The organism is Aureispira sp. CCB-E, assembly GCF_031326345.1.
Classification (GTDB): Bacteria; Bacteroidota; Bacteroidia; order Chitinophagales; family Saprospiraceae; genus Aureispira.
This window is the reverse complement of sequence record NZ_CP133671.1, coordinates 416,247-434,467: the sequence shown is the minus strand read 5'-3', so window position 1 is coordinate 434,467 and position 18,221 is coordinate 416,247. Positions and strand designations below refer to the sequence as shown.

Below are 18,221 nucleotides of genomic sequence, written 5' to 3'. Positions count from 1 at the left end.
AGCTAGCTGGAATAACTTTTAAACTATTAGACATTTTTTCAAAAAAAAGGCCTTTCGAGTCAGACCCCCGTCAACCCGAAAGGCAAGGACACACATTGAAAACAACAACAAATGTTGCCACTTCCAAATAAAATAAGACCTAAACCCTTGTCTTAATCTTTGATATCTTGAATTACATATATTGTAATCTTTTGCTCTTTTGTTATAACAAATATAGGCGATCCAAATAAAGAGAGGTGTCGTCTAGCAGACACTTGATGCATTTTATCAAAATGTGCTTTACTAAAAGACACCCAAAACAACAACACAAACAACTAATAATCAACCCATTAAAAAACAAAACAGGATTATATGAAAAAAGTGTACTTTTTTCATATAATCCTGTTTTCAGCAGTTTAAGCTCTTAAAAATCGTTATCTTTATAAGAGCGATAACCTATTTTTGCTTATCGGTACGTCTAGATCCTTGGTACATTTCAAATTTCATATATTGACATTCTAGCCCCCCATTAAATAACTGTATTTTCTTAGAAGGTCTTAAGCCAATAAAGCGATTAAAATTTTTGACCGAACTAATTAACCAAGCATTATATCCTGCACAATCTGTCTTTAGTTTATCTCCAATTGCTTGGTATAATGCTTCCACATCTGCAAAAGTTAGTCGTTCTCCATAAGGAGGGTTGGCAATAATTGTTCCCGGACCTTTAGGAATGCGTCGTTCTGTAAAATCTTTAGAGGACAATCGAATGCAGTCATCTACTCCTGCTGCAACTACGTGTTCTCTAGCATGTTGAATAATTTTAGGCGAAATATCCGATCCAATAATCGTTCCTTCAAAATCTCGTTTGGCTACTTTGGCTTCTAACCAAACCTGTTCCCACAATTTAGCATCGAAATTTTTCCAAGCAGAAAAGCCAAATTTTTCCCGTTTGATATTGGGAGCTATATTATAAGCATAGGTAGCTGCTTCGGTCAAAATTGTTCCAGAACCACAAAAAGGATCGATTAAAGGTGTATTAATATCCCAGCCTGATAATAAAACCATTCCTGCTGCTAGTACTTCATTTAAAGGAGCACGATGACCGCTTTCTCGATAACCTCGACGATGTAATGACTCCCCTGAGCTATCAATGGAAATTGTACATTTATCGTTAAAAACAATCACATCAATCAGAATATCTGGGGTATTCTTATCAATAGAAGGACGTGCCCCTCCCAAACGTCTAAATTGATCCACAATAGCATCTTTCACTTTTAAAGCAACAAAAGTAGAATTATTAAACGCTGGTGCTTTAATCGTTTTTGCTCTAACGGCAAAGGTCTGTTTTGGGGTAAACCACCGCAACCAATTGATACTATGAGCAAAGTTATACAACTGATTTTGATTTTTCACAGTCTCTGTATCTAATGGATGTAGAATTCTCAAAGCAGTTCTCAAGTGCAAGTTAGCTTTATATAATAGTGCTGTATCGGCATCAAAAGCAACGGCTCTAGATAGTTTTTTAGTACGTTTAGCCCCCAAATCTTGCAATTCTTTTTCCAAAACACCTTCCAAACCCAAAAAGGTTTTGGCTATATATTCATTTGTCATACGATTCTAATTTTGCTACAAAAGTATTCTTTTTTTGCCATTAATTGCCTTAAAAGCCTCTGAATAGCTTTCTTCTTGCTTTTTTAGGTGGAAAAACGGAAAATCTATCGAGTATTGTTTAGAAAAACAATATCTTTATTCAAAAGATTCAGAAAAAAATGAAAGTTTAAGCAAACTTACACATTCTTTCTAATGTTATAGACTCACTGATCATTGTCTACTGCTTTTCATTCTGTTGGAAAGCAAACGACAATACTCAATGTAAAGAACTTTATTTTAGAATAAGAGTATGTTATATTTTATTAATCATTCGTTACTTTTTTAACAAAAAGCCATACTCTAACAGTCAAAAGACAATTATGCAGGTAGATAATTTGCTTCAACGTGCCTTAAAATTAGAATACTTAACAGCTGAAGAAGGAGTATTTTTATTTGAAAATGCCACAACAGCAGAATTAATGTATGTTGGCAACAAAATAAAACAACACCATGTCCCGCACAATAAAGTGACTTGGATTATTGATCGCAATTCTAATACAACCAATGTTTGTATTGCCAATTGTAAATTTTGCAACTTTTATCGTAGACCCAAGCACGGCGAGGCTTATGTGACTACTATTCCTGAGTACAAACAGAAAATAGATGAGTTGTTTAAATATGGTGGTGAACAACTTTTACTGCAAGGAGGGCATCACCCTGATTTGGGGCTCGATTTTTATACCAATTTATTTAAAGAACTAAAAACACTCTACCCCAACCTAAAGTTACACGCCTTAGGACCTCCAGAAATTGCGCATATTGCAAAATTAGAACAAGCAAGCCATACAGAAGTACTTCAAGCTTTAAAAGAAGCTGGTTTAGACTCTTTGCCTGGCGCTGGAGCAGAAATACTAAACGACCGAGTACGCCGAAGAATATCTCGCGGTAAATGCTCTGGTCGAGAATGGTTAGAGGTGATGGAAGCAGCTCATCAATTGGATATTACCACTAGCGCTACTATGATGTTTGGGCATATTGAAACCAATTATGAGCGAATGGAACACATGGTTTGGACTAGAGAGGTTCAAGATAAAAAACCTGCACATGCAAAAGGTTTCTTGGCGTTTATTTCTTGGCCATTTATGGACGAAGATACCATCTTGAAACGCTTGGTCAATAAGCGTGGTACCTATACTGGAGACGAATACATCCGCATGGTTGCGATGAGTCGAATTATGATGCCTAACATTGTCAATATACAAGCTTCTTGGCTAACAGTTGGCAAACAAGTAGCTCAAGCCTGTTTGCATGCAGGTGCCAATGACTTTGGTTCCATTATGATAGAAGAAAACGTTGTGTCAGCTGCTGGTGCGGCATTCCGCTTTACTGCTGATGGCATTCAAAAAGCGATCAAAGAGGCTGGTTTTGAGCCTCAGCTGCGCAATCAACAGTATGAGTATCGTGAACTGCCTAAAAACATTATTCAACAACAACTCGATACCACTACAATGATTGTAGATTAGGTTAATGCTTATTTTTATAAAGATTATAAAGAGGATTTGTTGATGATGAACAAATCCTCTTCTTTTATGCTACCATAAAATCTTCTTGAAATATTTTTTCTAGCCGTTTGATTAATTCCTTCGCATGTTCTATACCAAAGACCATTGGGGGTTTGATTTTTAGAACATTGTTTTGAGGACCGTCTACACTCATTAAGATTTTATGCTCTTTCATTCTATTTGCGAGGTAATCTGCTTTTTGAGACAAGGGGGTCAGTTCTTGATCGACCAATTCAAACCCTAAAAATAATCCTTCTCCTCGAACATCTCCTATAATGGGATATTGAAGCGCTAACTTTCGCAAAGCATCTTTCAAGTATTGCCCAACAGTAAAGGCATTTTCTTGCAAAGCTTCTCGTTTTACCGTCCGCAACACCTCCAAACCAATCGCGCAAGAAACAGGGTTCCCTCCAAAAGTATTAAAATACTCCATCCCGTTGGCAAATTTATCAGCTAATTGGCGCGTACAAACGACTGCTGCCAGAGGGTGACCATTGCCTAAGGGCTTGCCTATTGTTACAATATCTGGTACTACATCATGCAATTGAAATCCCCAGAATGCTTTTCCAACCCTTCCACATCCTACCTGAACTTCATCAGATATGCAATAGCCTCCTGCTTTTCGAACAGCAGCATAAGCAGCCTTAAGAAATCCCGTTGGTAAAACTACTTGCCCACCACAACTAATAATTGGTTCGATAATTAGCCCTGCAATATTTCTATTTTTAGCCTGCACTTTGGCAATTTGCTTTTCTACCTCTTGAGCATAATGTACACCAGCATCATTACCTCTGTATTTTCCTCGAAAAGCGTCTGGAAGCGGAAATATGTGCGTATGCTCAGGGACTCCACTCCCTCCTTTGCCATCAAATTTATAAGAACTAATATCAATACAGGCATTGGTATTTCCGTGATAACCAACCTCCGAGGCAATAATGTCTTTTTCCCCCGTAGCCGTTTTAAGTATTCGTAGAGCCAATTCATTGGCTTCACTTCCTGAATTGACAAAGTGTACAACCGAAAGTTCTTTAGGAAGGGTCTTTAACAACTCCGCGGCAAAAGCATTGATTCGCTCATTTAAGTAGCGAGAATTGGTGTTCAAAATCGCCATTTGGTTTTGTCCTGCCTTAACAACCATAGGATGTTCGTGTCCAACATGTGCTACATTATTTACAGTATCCAAGTACTTTTGACCATACTGATCCAAGAGATATGCACCATCTCCCCGCACCATTTTGATAGGAATTTTATATTGCAGACTGAGCCCTTTTCCTAAATGTGCCTTTCGATATTGAATTAGTTCTTCATTTGTTTTTACTAAAATAGGTTCTAATTCTGGCACATCAAAAAAGCAATTGGCATTAGGGCAGATGGACTTCCATACATCAATTTGGGATGGACGAGCAACACCAGGAAAGTCAAACTTGTTTCCTAACAAGTCTAGCATTACTTGGAAATGCAAATGAGGTGTCCAGCCACCATTCTCTTTTTCTGTTCCTAGCCAACCGATTAATGTACCTTGCGCCAGTTGTTGTCCAACTTTGACTTGTGTCAAACTTTTCTTTGACAAATGTCCATACAATGTATAAAAGCATTTCTGTCCTCCATAAAAATGCTTGATGATAATGGTTGGTCCATAATCTTTTTCATTTCCATTATTATAAACAGAAACTACCTCCCCTGACGCAATACAATGCACAGGAGTATTTGCTGGCAACCAAAAATCTGTTCCCAAATGAATACTTCTGTATTCATATCCATTGTTTCCTTCCTCTCTATAAGCATTGGTCGTATACAAGAATCTCGATTCTAAATAACCTCCTGCCAAGATTGTACTTGATTGCTCTTGAGCAAGTTCTGACAAGCGATAATTCATCCAAGCTACATTGTCAAAATCATCTTTTTGTCCTATTAAAGTACTTTCCAAGCCCAAGTCTACTCGTCCTACTTTTGCCGTTGACACACTAGGAAAAAGTGTCGTTAGTTTCCAAGTACTCTTTTTTGCCCAAGCAAGAAAATCAAACTCGTTCGGATGTGCTGTTAATCCGCAAACCGATCTAAAACTATAAGTTGCAAAAGACTCATTAAGTTGATACCATTGCTCCAACACCTTCCATCCTGCTTTTACACTAATCTGGTGGTACGGATTGTCTGGCTCTTTTTGTTGATTTATCTTCGCTTTGGTCAAGCTGATAACCAAACGCATTGCAACTGAGCTGTACAACAACGCTAATTCCTTGGCTTGCAAAGGATAGGCTTCATGATAACCTTTTACAAAAGGTAAAATCGCAGCTAAAGCATCTGGTTGCCCCGTTGGAAGGTACATTCCTGCTACCCCCAAATCATTGATAATAGGTGTATAAATAGCATCTCCATAATCAATTAGAGCAACTACACTAGGATTTTTCACCTCATTCGTAACAACAATGTTATTATCATTAATATCATTATGAATAACCCCTTTGCGCAATGTTTGTAATGCGGGTAGTCGAACTTTTATAAGTTGATGAAAATGCTCCATTAATGCACGCTGGTGACCTTCAAATAAATCTAAATAGTCGTAAACCCAATCCACTTGAGCATTATCCCATTCCAATATTCGATGAGCCTGAGGATGCTCAAAACCTTCCAAGGCTTTTGTCAGTGCTCCAGCCTTTTGTCCCAATTGATAGCGCAATGCATCGGTTTGAGGATTGACACTAGACCACAGTCGTCCTTCTGTCCACGTCAATAGTCGAGCCATACGTAATTGCCCTTGTTCATCCGACAACACACTTATTCCGTCTCCATCTACATTCAATACAAGTCGAGGAGCAGCAACTTCTTTATTATTTGCAACGTACTTGAGCAATTCTTGTTGAAAATGCAACTGATTGACATCAGGATTAGGACGACTTATTTTTAGGATATATTTTTCCTTGTTCGCTGTTGTAATTTTAAAATTAAAATCTAGTTCACCTTCCAGACGCGTCAAGTTTCCCTCTATACCATAAAATTCTAACGCGACCTGCCTCGCGTCCTCTATCGGAACTTCTAACAGAGTGTATTTCCCTTTCATAATGCTGTTGTATTTGCTTCAATTTGCCAAGTAGCTCTATACGTTTCTTGAGGCAACAACTCTCTGGTTCCCCAGTTATTATTATAACAATCTGTTGCTGCTGTCATCGGTTCTATAGCTATGCTTTGACGATGTGCAGGTGTGTATAACTGTACATAAGGTTGTGTCATATCTTGCTCTATATAAATTCTAATTTGATAATCGGGCGTTTTATAGTGTATTTCTGGTGCTTCTAATATAAATCCTGTATCAAATTGTTCTTGCTCCAACAAAAGAGGGTTGGGAAAGCTAGCTGTATTTATTCCTATAGGGATCATGGTCTCATCTGTCTGAATTTGTTGTTGACTATTCATGTGTATGGTACTTCTATCCAGATCTCGACTATAAAAGTAAGGATGCCATCCCAAACTAAAGGGAAAACTTCTTGTTCCTGTATTCTCTACATCTACTTCTAGCCTCAAACTATCTCCTGTCAGCCGATAGGTCAATACAGTTTTGAAGGGAAAGGGAAATCCAACAGCACGATGGTCTTGATGGTATACAAAACTAATATTGGCGCCTTCTTCATTTACTTCTGCATCTAAAAAATCAAAACACTGCTGATAAATTAGCCCATGCATGGCATGCCCTCTCGCCGTTTCATTGCACTCTAATTGGTACTGTTCTCCTTGGTATTCGTATTGCCCTCTATTGATTCGATTCGCAAATGGAAATAAGACAGCAGAACAGGAGCTGTTCAATAATTGAGGTTCGTTTGTGGTTCCTATAATATTGTTAATGACAGGTTTAGTATTCACATATAACTGCTGCAAAGAAGCACCTAGTTCTGGGTAAATAACTGCCTTTGTTCCAGTATTATTAGAAATGACATAGTGATTAAAACGAGTATTAGGATGTTCTATAAACGATAAGTTAAACATATAGCTTTTTTTTATGAGCAAGTTGATAGATTATGATCGAGCATAAGACTATACGAGGATAAGACTATCAAAGCAGAAAAGCAATGAATCTCAAATCTTTTTTGCTAAAAAAGTATTATATTTATAGTATCACAAAATCAATCAATATTATGACACAAATAAAAAATCGTTGCGTGCTGATTACTGGCGGCGCATCAGGAATAGGCAAACTAATTGCCAGACGCTGTTTGGAGCAGCGAGCTTACAAAGTAATTCTTTGGGATATCAATGAAGTGAATCTACTCAAAACCCAATCTCAATTTGCTAACTTGGGTTACGATGTGGATATAGAAGTTGTTGATGTTTCTAATCTTGAGGATATTGAGCGAGCGGCAAAAGTGGCTAAAGACAATTACACCACAATTGATATTTTATTTAACAATGCTGGAATCGTTGTCGGCAAACCGTTTGCAGAGCATAGTCACCGAGATATTGCTAAAACAATTAGTATTAATACTGCTGCATTGATGCATATTGCCAAAGAATTCTTGCCTGATATGATCGACCAATGTGAAGGCCATATTATCAATATTGCTTCTGCATCAGGACTGATTGCTAATCCCAACATGTCGGTATATGCCGCTAGTAAATGGGCCGTCATTGGCTGGTCTGAATCAGTTCGTTTAGAAATGGAGCGTGGAGAAACTGGAGTTAACATTACAACCGTTATGCCTAGCTATATTAGCACAGGAATGTTTGATGGGGCAAAATCTCCATTTATGACACCAATCTTAACGCCTGAATACATTGTTGACAAAATAATGGAAGCAGTCAAAAATAATGAGATCATCCTTCAAGAACCTTTTATGGTGAAATCCGTTCCAATCCTAAAAGGGATTCTACCACAACGTGTTTTTGACTTTGTTGCGGGTAAAATCTTTGGAGTACACAATACAATGGACAATTTCAAAGGTCGTCCACAAGATCAAGCGGTTCCTGAAAAAGATAAATTGTCTGCCAAATAATCTGTTTATATACTCTCTAAAAGTAGTTTTTTTTAAAAGAACCATTTTTAGGGAGTTGCTTTATACAACTGTAAGAGATGCATATTGCTCAATGGTACTTTATTATAAATCCTATTGCAGGGAATGGACGAGGAACAAAGTCTTGGAGGAAAATTCAACAATTATTGAATCAAGCTAATATTGCCTTTGACTTTGGCATCAGTACTTACCCTCAACACTCTACTCATTTAGCAAGTTATGCGGTTCTTAAAGGTTATCGCCATATTGCTGCTGTTGGTGGTGATGGAACCGTCAATGAAGTTATCAACGGTATATTTTCACAGCAACAAGTTTCCCCCGCGTCTATTACTTTTGCCGTTATTCCTATTGGAACAGGCAATGATTGGGTTAAAACACATCGCATTCCTACCAATTTAAAAAAAGCAGTTCAACTAATCTTGGAACCTAAGACCATTGAACACGATATAGGGAAAGTTACCTATCACCATATTGACACGCTACAAAAAGAGCAACGCTTTTTTATCAATGTTGCAGGCTTAGCTTACGATGCTTTTGTCACCAAAGCTAGTGAGACTCGCCCCAAATATGGCAATAGCCAGTTTTATTATCTATACCTAATCGCTCGTTGTATTACTCAATACAAAGCAACACCTGCTACCATTACATTTGATGGTCAAACACTTTCTTATCCTTTTTTTAATATTACCATTGGGCAATGTAAGTATAATGGCGGTGGAACCAATCTCGTTCCTCATGCCGATCCTACAGATGGTCTATTTGCTCTGAGCTTGTACAAAAACATAAAATCTTGGGAAGTTATTCTTAGAGCACCTCAATTTTATAATGGATCTATTACTAATCACAAAGAAGCTGTAACTGCACAGGTCAAACATATCAAAATTGAGGCTCCTTCCGACACTCCAGCTTATGTAGAAGTCGATGGAGAATGGCTTGGGCAAAGTCCTATTGAATTTACCATGCTGCCTGCTGCCATTCATGTCGTTGTTCCTTAAATCTACTTCTACTAAATAGCTCAAAGGTTCTTACCAAAGCTTGTTCTTATTCGACACTCTTTTTTCTTCAAGAAGAATTTTAGTCGATAAAAACCAAGCATCCATCCGAATCTAGAACTTTAGAGAACTTCATCCCGTATTTTTGAGTTGAGTTTATTACCTAGCATAATAGATCAATTGCTTGATAATAAAGTTTATTGGTTTCTGTTTTTTTTAGATTATCCAATAATGGATGCTTTTTTTGCTCTGCAAAACATCTTATAAAAAACTATAAATCAAATAAATAAACTAAAATATGTGCCATTAATCTGCCAATGCTTAATTTTTTCTTAAATAATACTTTTAGGCTGTTAAAAAAAAGCAAATACAATAAATCTGTAACATAGTTACAAGTATATCGTCTATCTTGTAGCCATTCATTTATTCCCTATTCTAGTTGCTATTTTTGAGTTAATAAAATCAATTGTTACACACAAATTGAGAGGGGCACTCCTATCTCCAATCTTCTGTAAATCAACAATTTCATTTTACTTAACAGGCAGTTCTATGTCCTTATAAGAACATTTTTTTATTTACCTAAGTACCATAAAATGATTTACGGAACACTACTCTTTTTTTGTTTTTTGTGCAGTTCTCTAGACAATACCAATGCACTTAAAAATTACGAAAAAGCACAGCATGCTTTACATGACTATAAGGTCAATGCGAACGGTCGTATTACCTTGGCAAAAATGACCAAAGATACCTTTGACCGATTGATTTTAGTGGAGGGAAAAAAAGGGAAAATCAATTATAATAAAGCGAATAATAAACTCCGAAATGAACACATTCTTGTTAAAAAAGGAGTGTTACAAAAGCTTTTACCCTTAAAAGGACGTGCGAATAAACGACACTATAAAGGTATGCAAATCAGTTTTCAAGCAAACTTTAACTTAGCTAAAAATGTTTTTGAATTTTTGGCAGATCATACTTCTGTTGAGTGGTCTCTATTATCATTTGGAATAGGAGAACAAACACGTAATTTTGTCTACACCTCTTATCGACCGGATTTAGAATTTTTTGGTTCCGTTAAGGTACATCATTTACTCAATTATCCTAGAGAGATTAGCAGCCTGAGGCATTATCATAATCATCCTAGAACTCCCGTTGAAGCATTAGATAAGTATGCTTTTCCTTCTAATTCTGATTTGGACTTTAGAAATAAAATTTTAGAAAAGGGCATTGATTTGGTAGAATTTATGATTAGAACCGAAGGAAAATATATCGATTATACAGATCCTAAAAAATGGAACAAAAGAAATGGAGAAGATTGGCTATAAGTCTTCTTGTTCCCTCGTATAAGCTCTAATATAATACAAAATATTTTATGAATTGATACGACATTGCTTGAATAAGACAATAGATATTGGTAAATATATCTCAAGAATAGGAAAATGCTGGTAGTTCGTTAGTTTACAAAAGATTGCATTAATAATTCTGCTGCTTTAAATGGTGATATTTGTCCTTCTACTACCTGTTTTTCTATTCTTATAAAGATTTCCTTGATACTGGGGTGCTGATAAAACAAGTGCTTTAGTTGTTGTTGAATGCTTTCCTCAAACCAATATTTAGCCTGTTCTTGTCGATGTTTTGAGAAGTAACCGTTGATGGTCGTTTGATTTTGATAACTTAAAATATGTTGCCAAATAGTATTTAAGCCTGTTTGCTCTAAGGCGGAGCAAAGCTCGGCAGTAGCTACCCAACCACTTTGTTTGGGAGGAAATAAATGCAAGCCATTTCGGCATTGTTTTTTTGCCAGTTTTGCGGCAGGTAATGCTTGCCCATCGGCTTTGTTAATGGCAATTAAATCTGCCATTTCCATAACCCCTCGCTTGATTCCTTGCAATTCATCTCCTGAGTTTGGCAACAATAACAATAAGAAAAAATCAACCATCGAATGCACGGCTGTTTCAGATTGTCCAACACCAACGGTCTCTACAAAAATGGTATCAAATCCCGCTGCTTCACATAAAATAATGCTCTCACGAGTCTTTCGAGCCACTCCTCCTAACGATGCGCCCGCAGCAGAAGGACGAATAAAGACATTGGGATGAACAGAGAGCGTTTCCATTCGCGTTTTATCTCCCAAAATACTGCCTTTTGTTAATTGACTACTAGGGTCTATCGCTAAGACAGCCAACTGCCTATCTTCTGCTAATACAATCTGCCCAAAACTATCAATAAACGTGCTTTTTCCCACACCTGGCGTTCCTGTCAAACCTATTCTAAGAGACTGCCCACTGTATGGCAAACAAGCCTCTATGATTTGTTGTGCTAGTTCTTGATGTTTGCTTTGGGTGCTTTCTATTAAGGTAATTGCTTGGCTTAAGATAATTCTATTTCCATCTAATATCCCTTTTAAAAATTCGTCTAAGCTACGCTGAGGGCGCTTTTTTCGCTTGAAATTTTTATTAATATTAGATTCCATAGATTTGCCCTTGGAAATATGCAAAGCACTATTTTTATTGTCCGCGCTGTCTTTCATATTAGCCGTTGTTCTTTAATTTTAACGTGTTGTTCTGCCCAATATTGACCAATTTTGAGTATAACCATATATTATTTCCCCATAAACCTACTCAACTCAAACACCCATAAAACCTACTTTTTAGACGATTGCCATTTTATTATTTGTTAAAAATAATACCTTAACATTTTTCAGTATGCTTTTTGTTTTATAATAAACATACTTACTTCATTCTAATAAACAAATTAACTATGGTAAAGATAACAAATCTACTCTCAAAAATACTATTACTGGGTTTTTCAATGCTACTCTTTAGTTGCCACCTTCATATCGATGACGACCATCACCAACACATTGATGAGCGCTATCCTTTTTTGGGAACCTATCATGCAGAAGAAACATTTTATAACCCACAAACCAATGTTCATGAGTCGTATCAATATGATATAGAAATCCGAGAAGCCAATGGCAGCGATTTAGAAATTGCTGTTACGGGTTATGGAAACAACGGTATTTATGGTACCAACTGTACTTTAATTGGATCTGTTTATGGTGCAGGACATATTGATATCCCGCTGAATATTTGCCATTATGATAATGTTACTGATTTTGAAATAGTAGGGCATGGTGATTTATCGGCAGATGGACAATATTTGACCTTTGATTTAGATATTATACGCTGTGATGCTGGTGTGTGCAACAATCAACCGCCTGTTGCTATTGAAGCACATCGAATTTAGAGTGCCTCAAATTGTCTAAGAAAACTTAACATTCTTTCTCATACAAAAACAACCAATCTCTGTAGAGATTGGTTGCTATAAACTGAGTTGCTGTAGTAGCCTAGCGATAAACGACTACTATCTATAACTCTGTTATTTATTAATGATTATCACGAACCATCGTTCCTATCATAATAAAATGGTATGGTTCGCTATTCTGGTAAAATATTTTTTGATAATCATTACTGTACAACAACTTTTCCTATGTTGATCAATTGACCATCGCCTTTCAACTGATAAAAATAAACTCCTCGTATCATCGCATCTCTAGATAATTCAATGCGATTTTGTTGTGTAGAAGTAACCTGTTTTATCATGCGCCCTGTCACGTCAAAAACACCTAATTCTAACTCCTTATAATCTTTTCCTTTTACTTCTAAAGTCGTCATTTGCTTAAAAGGATTCGGGTAAATAGTTACCTCTATTGCATCATCCAACACCTTTGTTTGGTCTAGTAACACAACATTCACAAAATCATCTCCCACAGTATGCCAAGTCGTATTGGTAATAACAGGTGGATTGAAATCAAAGTAAATAGCTGCTGAATTATGAATTACGGTTCCGATTGGGTTATTTGTTTTTTGCTCAATGCGGTATCTAAAGAATCCATTGGAAAGCGGTTCGTTGACATTACTATCAGGTAGCATGATATTCGCGAATTTAACATTCAATACATTTCCATTTTGAATACTCCAAGTATAGTTATGGCTGCTCGCTCCCATTTCTAAAGTCGATAAATCTAAGTGCGGAGAAATCGTATCCAATATAACAATATTAAATGCTGTATCTGTTCCTGTATTTTGAAAACGAATTTTGTAATCTAATGCTGTATAATCATAAATATAGTGGTTAACAACATCATATCCTGCTGGTTGTGCTTGCTTATCATTCGGGTCATAAGAAGCTACATTCTGCTGACAGTCAATTGCAATAAAAGGAGAGCTATTTCCATTAGAGAACTGAGTAATAAATCCAGTATTAAAAGAACCATCTGGATATGGTCGACAACCTTCGACTGCTGCCGTTATGATAGAGTCCCCTAATATTGGAGGATATCCTGATTCTTGCTTGGTAATAATTCGATAGGTTTTTCCCATATCGGCAGGTTGTAGTACCTGTTGCACTCCTCCTACTCCTATTTGAAAGTTGTTTTGACGCATCATAATATTATCTTCAAATACATAATAAGTAGTTGGCTGCGTCATTGCGGCACCATGATTATTAATGGTAAATAATACGGTATCATTTTGGCATACAGCATCAACCGCTAATCTTGAATTGACCCAAATATTAGGCATACAAATAGAATCAGGATAAATACGAGCTTCTGTACAATGAGTCTGCCCTATCAAAACACCCGTATCCAATGCTACATTAATAAAAAACTCACCACAACTATCGACAGGTACATTTCCTATATTAAAAGTATATACATTCCCATTCTGACCAACAATCGGAACACTCGAATTAGACACACTCAAAGAAGGGTCCAAATCTACTTCTACATAAGCATTATTAGCCATTACCGTCCCTTCATTACAATAATCAATAACGTAGTAACTTCCTCCTCCTGCTAATCTCAAGAAAGGTGATGAAATATCTACTCGAAGTTGAGGACAAGATACAACTGCTTCCAAAGCCCAATCTAGTTCATGTACGCCACTACTGGTATCAATGACGACCATTTGTGTGCTAGGGCAAGACTGCCAATACATACTTCCTGTTACAACTGATACGACATAGGTTCCCGTATCCAAGTGCGCAATATAATTTCCATTGGTGTTGTATGTTGTTGCATAATATACATCCGCTCCTCTTTGAAATCGAACCATTTTATGAATCAATCCTTTTTCAAGACTATCTGCCATACAATTTGTCATACTATCGATTACAATGCGCCCCCTTACTGCCATTCGATAACAGTTTTCAGATAAGTAAACAGCATGCACATCCTTTACCCAAGCAATTTGACCAAAATTTGGTTTTGACAACGCTGCAGTAGTATCTGGAACGCAAATTTGGAGTCCGTAAAGATTTTGTTGGCAATACATTCTACTAAGATTGGTTGTTCGCAACTGTAATCTCAATAATTGGTTGGCGTAACAATACATAATATCCAAATCTGGATTTCGTGTCAAATCCAACATGCCACTAATGTTATTAAATGAACAATCTAATCTTTTTAATTTAAGAAGATTAGAAACATCTAAAGCACTTAACATATTTCTTCCTACAAATAAATCTTCTAAATCAGGGTTGTTAGAAACATCTAAAGTGGTTAATTGGTTACTAGTGATTATTAGTTTTTTCAAAGCAGGAACACTAGACAAATCAATACTTGTAAACAAATTTTCACCTACTGAAAAACTAGTCAAATTAGGATGGTTCAATAAATTGAAGCTAGAGAGTTGATTCTCGCCAGCCGATACCACTGATAAATTAGGACTGTTCGGTATGTTCAAATTAGTTAACTGGTTACGGTAACATCCAATACTAGTTAAATTAGGACTATTTAATATATCTAAACTTGCTAATTGGTTATCGCTACAACTGATGTATCTCAAATTAGTATTGTTGGGTACTAGCAAACTAGTTATTTGATTATCACTACAGTATATTGTTGAAACATTCGTATTATTTGTCATATCTAAAGTAGCAATAGCATTATTGCTACAATTCAATACCCAAAGGTTCGTATTGCCAGTAAGATTCAAACTCGTCAATGAATTATTTTTAACATTTAGTTCTCTCAAATCTACTAAAGGAAGTAAATTCAAAGAAGTTAGCATATTATCATGAAGCGTAAGTGTACGCATACTCGTACAATGAGCAATGTTTAATGCGGTTAACTGATTTTCTGAACAGTCTAAATCTTCTAATAAAGTACTAGTTGGTACTGTCAACTGAGTTAACTGGTTTTCCGAACAATTTAGGTAAAATAAAGCAGGAGCATTGGGTATGTTCAAAGTGGTTAATTGGTTGTCGACGCAATTAATCGACTCTAATGCAGGAGTATTAGTTATCGTAAGAGTTGTCAATTGATTGTATAAACAAGACAACTGTTTCAGTGCTGGTTTGTTGGATACATCTAAGGTTGTTAATTGATTTTTGGCGCAACTAAGGTGTTTTAGCCCTGCGTTATTACTGACATCTAAAGTTGTTAACTGATTATCACTACCCCTAAAATATTCTAAGTTGGTTAAATTTGTCAAATCTATTGTTGTCAACTGATTGTAAGAAGCTTTAACGGTTTTTAGACTCGTTGTATTGGGTAAGTTTAAAGCTGTCAGAAGGTTATTCGAAACATCTAATTCAATTAGGGCAGCATTGTTCACTATATTGATGCTAGTCAATTGATTTTGATCTACTTCTAATTTCCACAAAAGAGGATTGGAGGAAACATCCACATTTGTCAACTGATTATCATTAGCGGTCAAAATTTCTAAATCTGCAAATGCTGCGATTCCTGTCAAGTCTACGATATTACTGGCACTCAAATCTAGTGCTTGAACGCCAACAGCATCACTATTCAAAATCTGCCCATTAACTAAGCCATCTGAATCGATTCCCAAATTGATTAATTTTTGCTCAAAATTAGCATCGGGGATAGTTGTCGTTTGAGCCTGTGCCAAGCTGCAATAAAGCAGCAAGCAAACTATCGTTCCATAAAGTTGAAACTTGTTTTTTGATTGTATTATTTTCATCATTTTATAATTTGCAAGAGGTTTGATATAATATATACGTGCTTTAGTGTTCATGAATTCACTATTGATAATACCAAAGATAACGTAATGAATAGCTCTTGTCGAACACAAAAAATGAATTTTGTCTACTTTTTATTGTATCTTTACTAAATGATAAAATCCAAATTAATACGCATATATACCTGCCTAGACAGCATAGAATTAGAGGCATTTCACAAGTGGTTGAAATCGCCTTTGCACAATCATGACCCTAAACTAACAGCACTATTTAGTTTCATAAACTCTAGGAGAATACTTTCTAAGGTATCTATTAACAAAAAACGGGTTTTTAAACACCTTTTCCCAAATGAAAAATACAACGATTTAAAGCTTAGAAGATTGATGTCTAAAGGCATCAAAAACTTAGAAGATTTTGTCCATTTTTGGATGTCAAAAAAAAACACGATTGAGCGACAAAAAAATATTACTTCTTTTTTGAGTACACGCAACAGACCTCATTTGGCACAACAACAATGGTTCAAAGGACAAAAAGAGCTTCATCAGTCGCCGCATAAAACGCATGAATATTACTATCATGCCTATCAGATTGAACAAGAACACTTCAAACAAACAGCACTTCAATCAAGAATGCGTGCTACCAACCTTCAAGCTATCTTAGATAATTTTTCTATTGCTTTTATGACCGAAAACTTGCGCTACGCCTGTGTTGCTATTAGTCACAAAAACTTATATAAGACTACTTATAACATCCCTTTTTTGGAAGCGATTTTACATCTTGTCGATCAAATGCCTTATGCTACTATTCCTGCCATTCAATTGTACCATCAAGCTTATATGGCTTTAACCATTCCTGATAACTCCGATTACTTTGAGTGTCTAAAAAATAATTTATTAAAATATGAATCGTTGTTACCTCTAAAGGAAAAGCGAGATATTTATACTTTGGCGATTAATTATTGTATTCGCCGAATCAATTCCGATGAATCTCAGAAATTTATCCGAGAAGTTTTTGAATTATACAAACACGGATTACAAAACAAAACACTACTAGATAACAATGTGCTGAGTCGATTTACTTATAAAAATATTGCATCAGCAGGCTTGCGCCTTCAAGAATACGATTGGATTGCAAGTTATATTCCTCAATACGCCAAGTATGTAGAGGTAGATTATAGAGAAAGTTACAAACACTATAATACCTCTAAGCTATATTTTGCAAAAGGAGATTATGAAAAAGCCATGCAACGGTTGATTCAGGTGGAGTATGACGATTTGTTTCTTAATTTGGATGCAAAGACAATGCTTATGAAGATTTATTACGAAACTCAAAGTCACGATGCCTTAGATTCCTTTTTTCATAGTTTCACGATTTATCTTCAACGAAAAGAAATTATGGGTTATCATCGTGAAAACTACCTCAATATTATTCGCTTGACGAAGAAATTATTGGAACTTCCGCCTAGAGATTCTAAAGCGCGCCAACAGTTGCAAAATAGTATCGATACCTTGCAGCCTCTAACAGAGCGTGCTTGGCTTTTAGAGCAACTCCGTCGTATTTAGGCTAGACTTTAGCGTTTTATTGATATTTTTTTGTTTACTTTTGCCCCAAATAATACACTATGAATGTCTTACTCTTTGCGCCAGAATACCGCCCAAACCTTTCCTCTATGATTCGAAGCGCCGAATTTTATGGGCTTGATAAGGTTTATATTTACGATAAAAACAACTTGCTTTTGCCCCCAACACATAGCAAAAAAGCAAGGGCAGATATGGCCCATATGGCAAAGGTATGGACAGCTGGTGCAATTGATCATATTGAAATTATCAAGATAGAAACGATTGACTCGTTTTTATTAGATTATGAGGGCAGAAAAATTGCAACGCTTGTTGACGAAAAAGCACAGCACTTAAACAACGTTCAGTTCGAATCAAACGATTTGCTTATTTTCGGAAGCGAGAAAGAAGGTTTGCCAACAGATGTATTGCCTTTGATTGACCAAAGTATTTACATTCCAGCACTAGGTCATACTCCTTGTTTGAATGTTGCGGTTACCTTTGGTATTGTTTTGCATCAAGCCCTAAGAACAATTCAATGATTTTTTTGTTACT

General features: G+C 36.2%; 12 protein-coding genes. 7 read left to right on the top strand and 5 right to left on the bottom strand.

All coding sequences use genetic code 11. The features are described 5' to 3' along the window. Positions 1-435: 435 nt before the first annotated feature. Positions 436-1,590 carry a THUMP domain-containing protein gene (locus QP953_RS01690; RefSeq protein ID WP_309553757.1) on the bottom strand — a complete coding sequence of 385 codons (1,155 nt, stop codon included), beginning with the start codon at positions 1,588-1,590 and terminating at the stop codon, positions 436-438. A gap of 359 nt (positions 1,591-1,949) precedes the next feature. On the opposite strand from QP953_RS01690, the gene mqnC reads away from it, so the two are divergent. Beyond that, complete coding sequence (gene mqnC, locus QP953_RS01685; RefSeq protein WP_309553756.1) at positions 1,950-3,092, top strand: cyclic dehypoxanthinyl futalosine synthase; 1,143 nt, start codon at positions 1,950-1,952, stop codon at positions 3,090-3,092. A gap of 64 nt (positions 3,093-3,156) precedes the next feature. Here the strand turns inward: mqnC and QP953_RS01680 are convergent, their stop codons facing one another. Together QP953_RS01680 and QP953_RS01675 are read right to left on the bottom strand one after the other, a co-directional pair. After that, on the bottom strand, positions 3,157-6,189 hold the full coding sequence (locus tag QP953_RS01680) for an aminotransferase class III-fold pyridoxal phosphate-dependent enzyme (RefSeq protein ID WP_309553755.1): 3,033 nt from the start codon (positions 6,187-6,189) through the stop codon (positions 3,157-3,159). Further along, positions 6,186-7,109, bottom strand: a complete 924-nt coding sequence (locus QP953_RS01675) for an aldose 1-epimerase (RefSeq protein ID WP_052598055.1) — start codon at positions 7,107-7,109, stop codon at positions 6,186-6,188. Before QP953_RS01675 ends, QP953_RS01680 begins: the two co-directional genes overlap by 4 nt. Before the next feature lie 149 nt (positions 7,110-7,258). On the opposite strand from QP953_RS01675, the gene QP953_RS01670 reads away from it, so the two are divergent. The 3 genes from QP953_RS01670 to QP953_RS01660 all read left to right on the top strand — a co-directional run bounded on the left by QP953_RS01670 (position 7,259) and on the right by QP953_RS01660 (position 10,445). After that, the gene (locus QP953_RS01670; RefSeq protein WP_052598165.1) at positions 7,259-8,113 is read left to right on the top strand and encodes an SDR family oxidoreductase; all 855 of its coding nucleotides are present in this window, start codon (positions 7,259-7,261) and stop codon (positions 8,111-8,113) included. 77 nt (positions 8,114-8,190) lie between these two features. Then, positions 8,191-9,126: a diacylglycerol kinase family lipid kinase gene (locus QP953_RS01665; protein WP_309553754.1), complete on the top strand. Its 936-nt coding sequence runs from the start codon at positions 8,191-8,193 to the stop codon at positions 9,124-9,126. Positions 9,127-9,716: 590 nt separating this feature from the next. Beyond that, on the top strand, positions 9,717-10,445 hold the full coding sequence (locus QP953_RS01660) for a JAB-like toxin 1 domain-containing protein (protein ID WP_309553753.1): 729 nt from the start codon (positions 9,717-9,719) through the stop codon (positions 10,443-10,445). A 128-nt stretch (positions 10,446-10,573) separates the two neighbouring features. On the opposite strand, the gene meaB is transcribed toward QP953_RS01660, so the two are convergent. Further along, a complete protein-coding gene (gene meaB / locus QP953_RS01655; RefSeq protein ID WP_309553752.1) occupies positions 10,574-11,650 on the bottom strand; it encodes a methylmalonyl Co-A mutase-associated GTPase MeaB in 1,077 nt (358 codons plus the stop codon). A gap of 230 nt (positions 11,651-11,880) precedes the next feature. Here meaB and QP953_RS01650 point away from each other — a divergent pair, with 230 nt between their 5' ends. After that, positions 11,881-12,369: a hypothetical protein gene (locus tag QP953_RS01650; RefSeq protein ID WP_309553751.1), complete on the top strand. Its 489-nt coding sequence runs from the start codon at positions 11,881-11,883 to the stop codon at positions 12,367-12,369. 221 nt (positions 12,370-12,590) lie between these two features. On the opposite strand, the gene QP953_RS01645 is transcribed toward QP953_RS01650, so the two are convergent. Next, on the bottom strand, positions 12,591-16,115 hold the full coding sequence (locus tag QP953_RS01645) for a T9SS type A sorting domain-containing protein (RefSeq protein ID WP_309553750.1): 3,525 nt from the start codon (positions 16,113-16,115) through the stop codon (positions 12,591-12,593). Positions 16,116-16,262: 147 nt separating this feature from the next. On the opposite strand from QP953_RS01645, the gene QP953_RS01640 reads away from it, so the two are divergent. Together QP953_RS01640 and QP953_RS01635 are read left to right on the top strand one after the other, a co-directional pair. Beyond that, complete coding sequence (locus tag QP953_RS01640; protein ID WP_309553749.1) at positions 16,263-17,672, top strand: hypothetical protein; 1,410 nt, start codon at positions 16,263-16,265, stop codon at positions 17,670-17,672. Between the two features lie 59 nt (positions 17,673-17,731). Beyond that, positions 17,732-18,208, top strand: a complete 477-nt coding sequence (locus tag QP953_RS01635; protein ID WP_072011004.1) for a TrmH family RNA methyltransferase — start codon at positions 17,732-17,734, stop codon at positions 18,206-18,208. Positions 18,209-18,221 lie beyond the last annotated feature (13 nt).

Excerpts from the sequence above, each read along its gene's own strand:
- QP953_RS01660 (WP_309553753.1), top strand. The coding sequence starts at position 9,717 with ATGATTTACGGAACACTACTCTTTTTTTGTTTTTTGTGCAGTTCTCTA.
- QP953_RS01645 (WP_309553750.1), bottom strand. The coding sequence starts at position 16,115 with ATGATGAAAATAATACAATCAAAAAACAAGTTTCAACTTTATGGAACG.
- QP953_RS01635 (WP_072011004.1), top strand. The coding sequence starts at position 17,732 with ATGAATGTCTTACTCTTTGCGCCAGAATACCGCCCAAACCTTTCCTCT.
- QP953_RS01640 (WP_309553749.1), top strand. The coding sequence starts at position 16,263 with ATGATAAAATCCAAATTAATACGCATATATACCTGCCTAGACAGCATA.
- QP953_RS01680 (WP_309553755.1), bottom strand. The coding sequence starts at position 6,189 with ATGAAAGGGAAATACACTCTGTTAGAAGTTCCGATAGAGGACGCGAGG.
- QP953_RS01690 (WP_309553757.1), bottom strand. The coding sequence starts at position 1,590 with ATGACAAATGAATATATAGCCAAAACCTTTTTGGGTTTGGAAGGTGTT.
- QP953_RS01665 (WP_309553754.1), top strand. The coding sequence starts at position 8,191 with ATGCATATTGCTCAATGGTACTTTATTATAAATCCTATTGCAGGGAAT.
- mqnC (WP_309553756.1), top strand. The coding sequence starts at position 1,950 with ATGCAGGTAGATAATTTGCTTCAACGTGCCTTAAAATTAGAATACTTA.
- QP953_RS01650 (WP_309553751.1), top strand. The coding sequence starts at position 11,881 with ATGGTAAAGATAACAAATCTACTCTCAAAAATACTATTACTGGGTTTT.
- meaB (WP_309553752.1), bottom strand. The coding sequence starts at position 11,650 with ATGAAAGACAGCGCGGACAATAAAAATAGTGCTTTGCATATTTCCAAG.
- QP953_RS01675 (WP_052598055.1), bottom strand. The coding sequence starts at position 7,109 with ATGTTTAACTTATCGTTTATAGAACATCCTAATACTCGTTTTAATCAC.
- QP953_RS01670 (WP_052598165.1), top strand. The coding sequence starts at position 7,259 with ATGACACAAATAAAAAATCGTTGCGTGCTGATTACTGGCGGCGCATCA.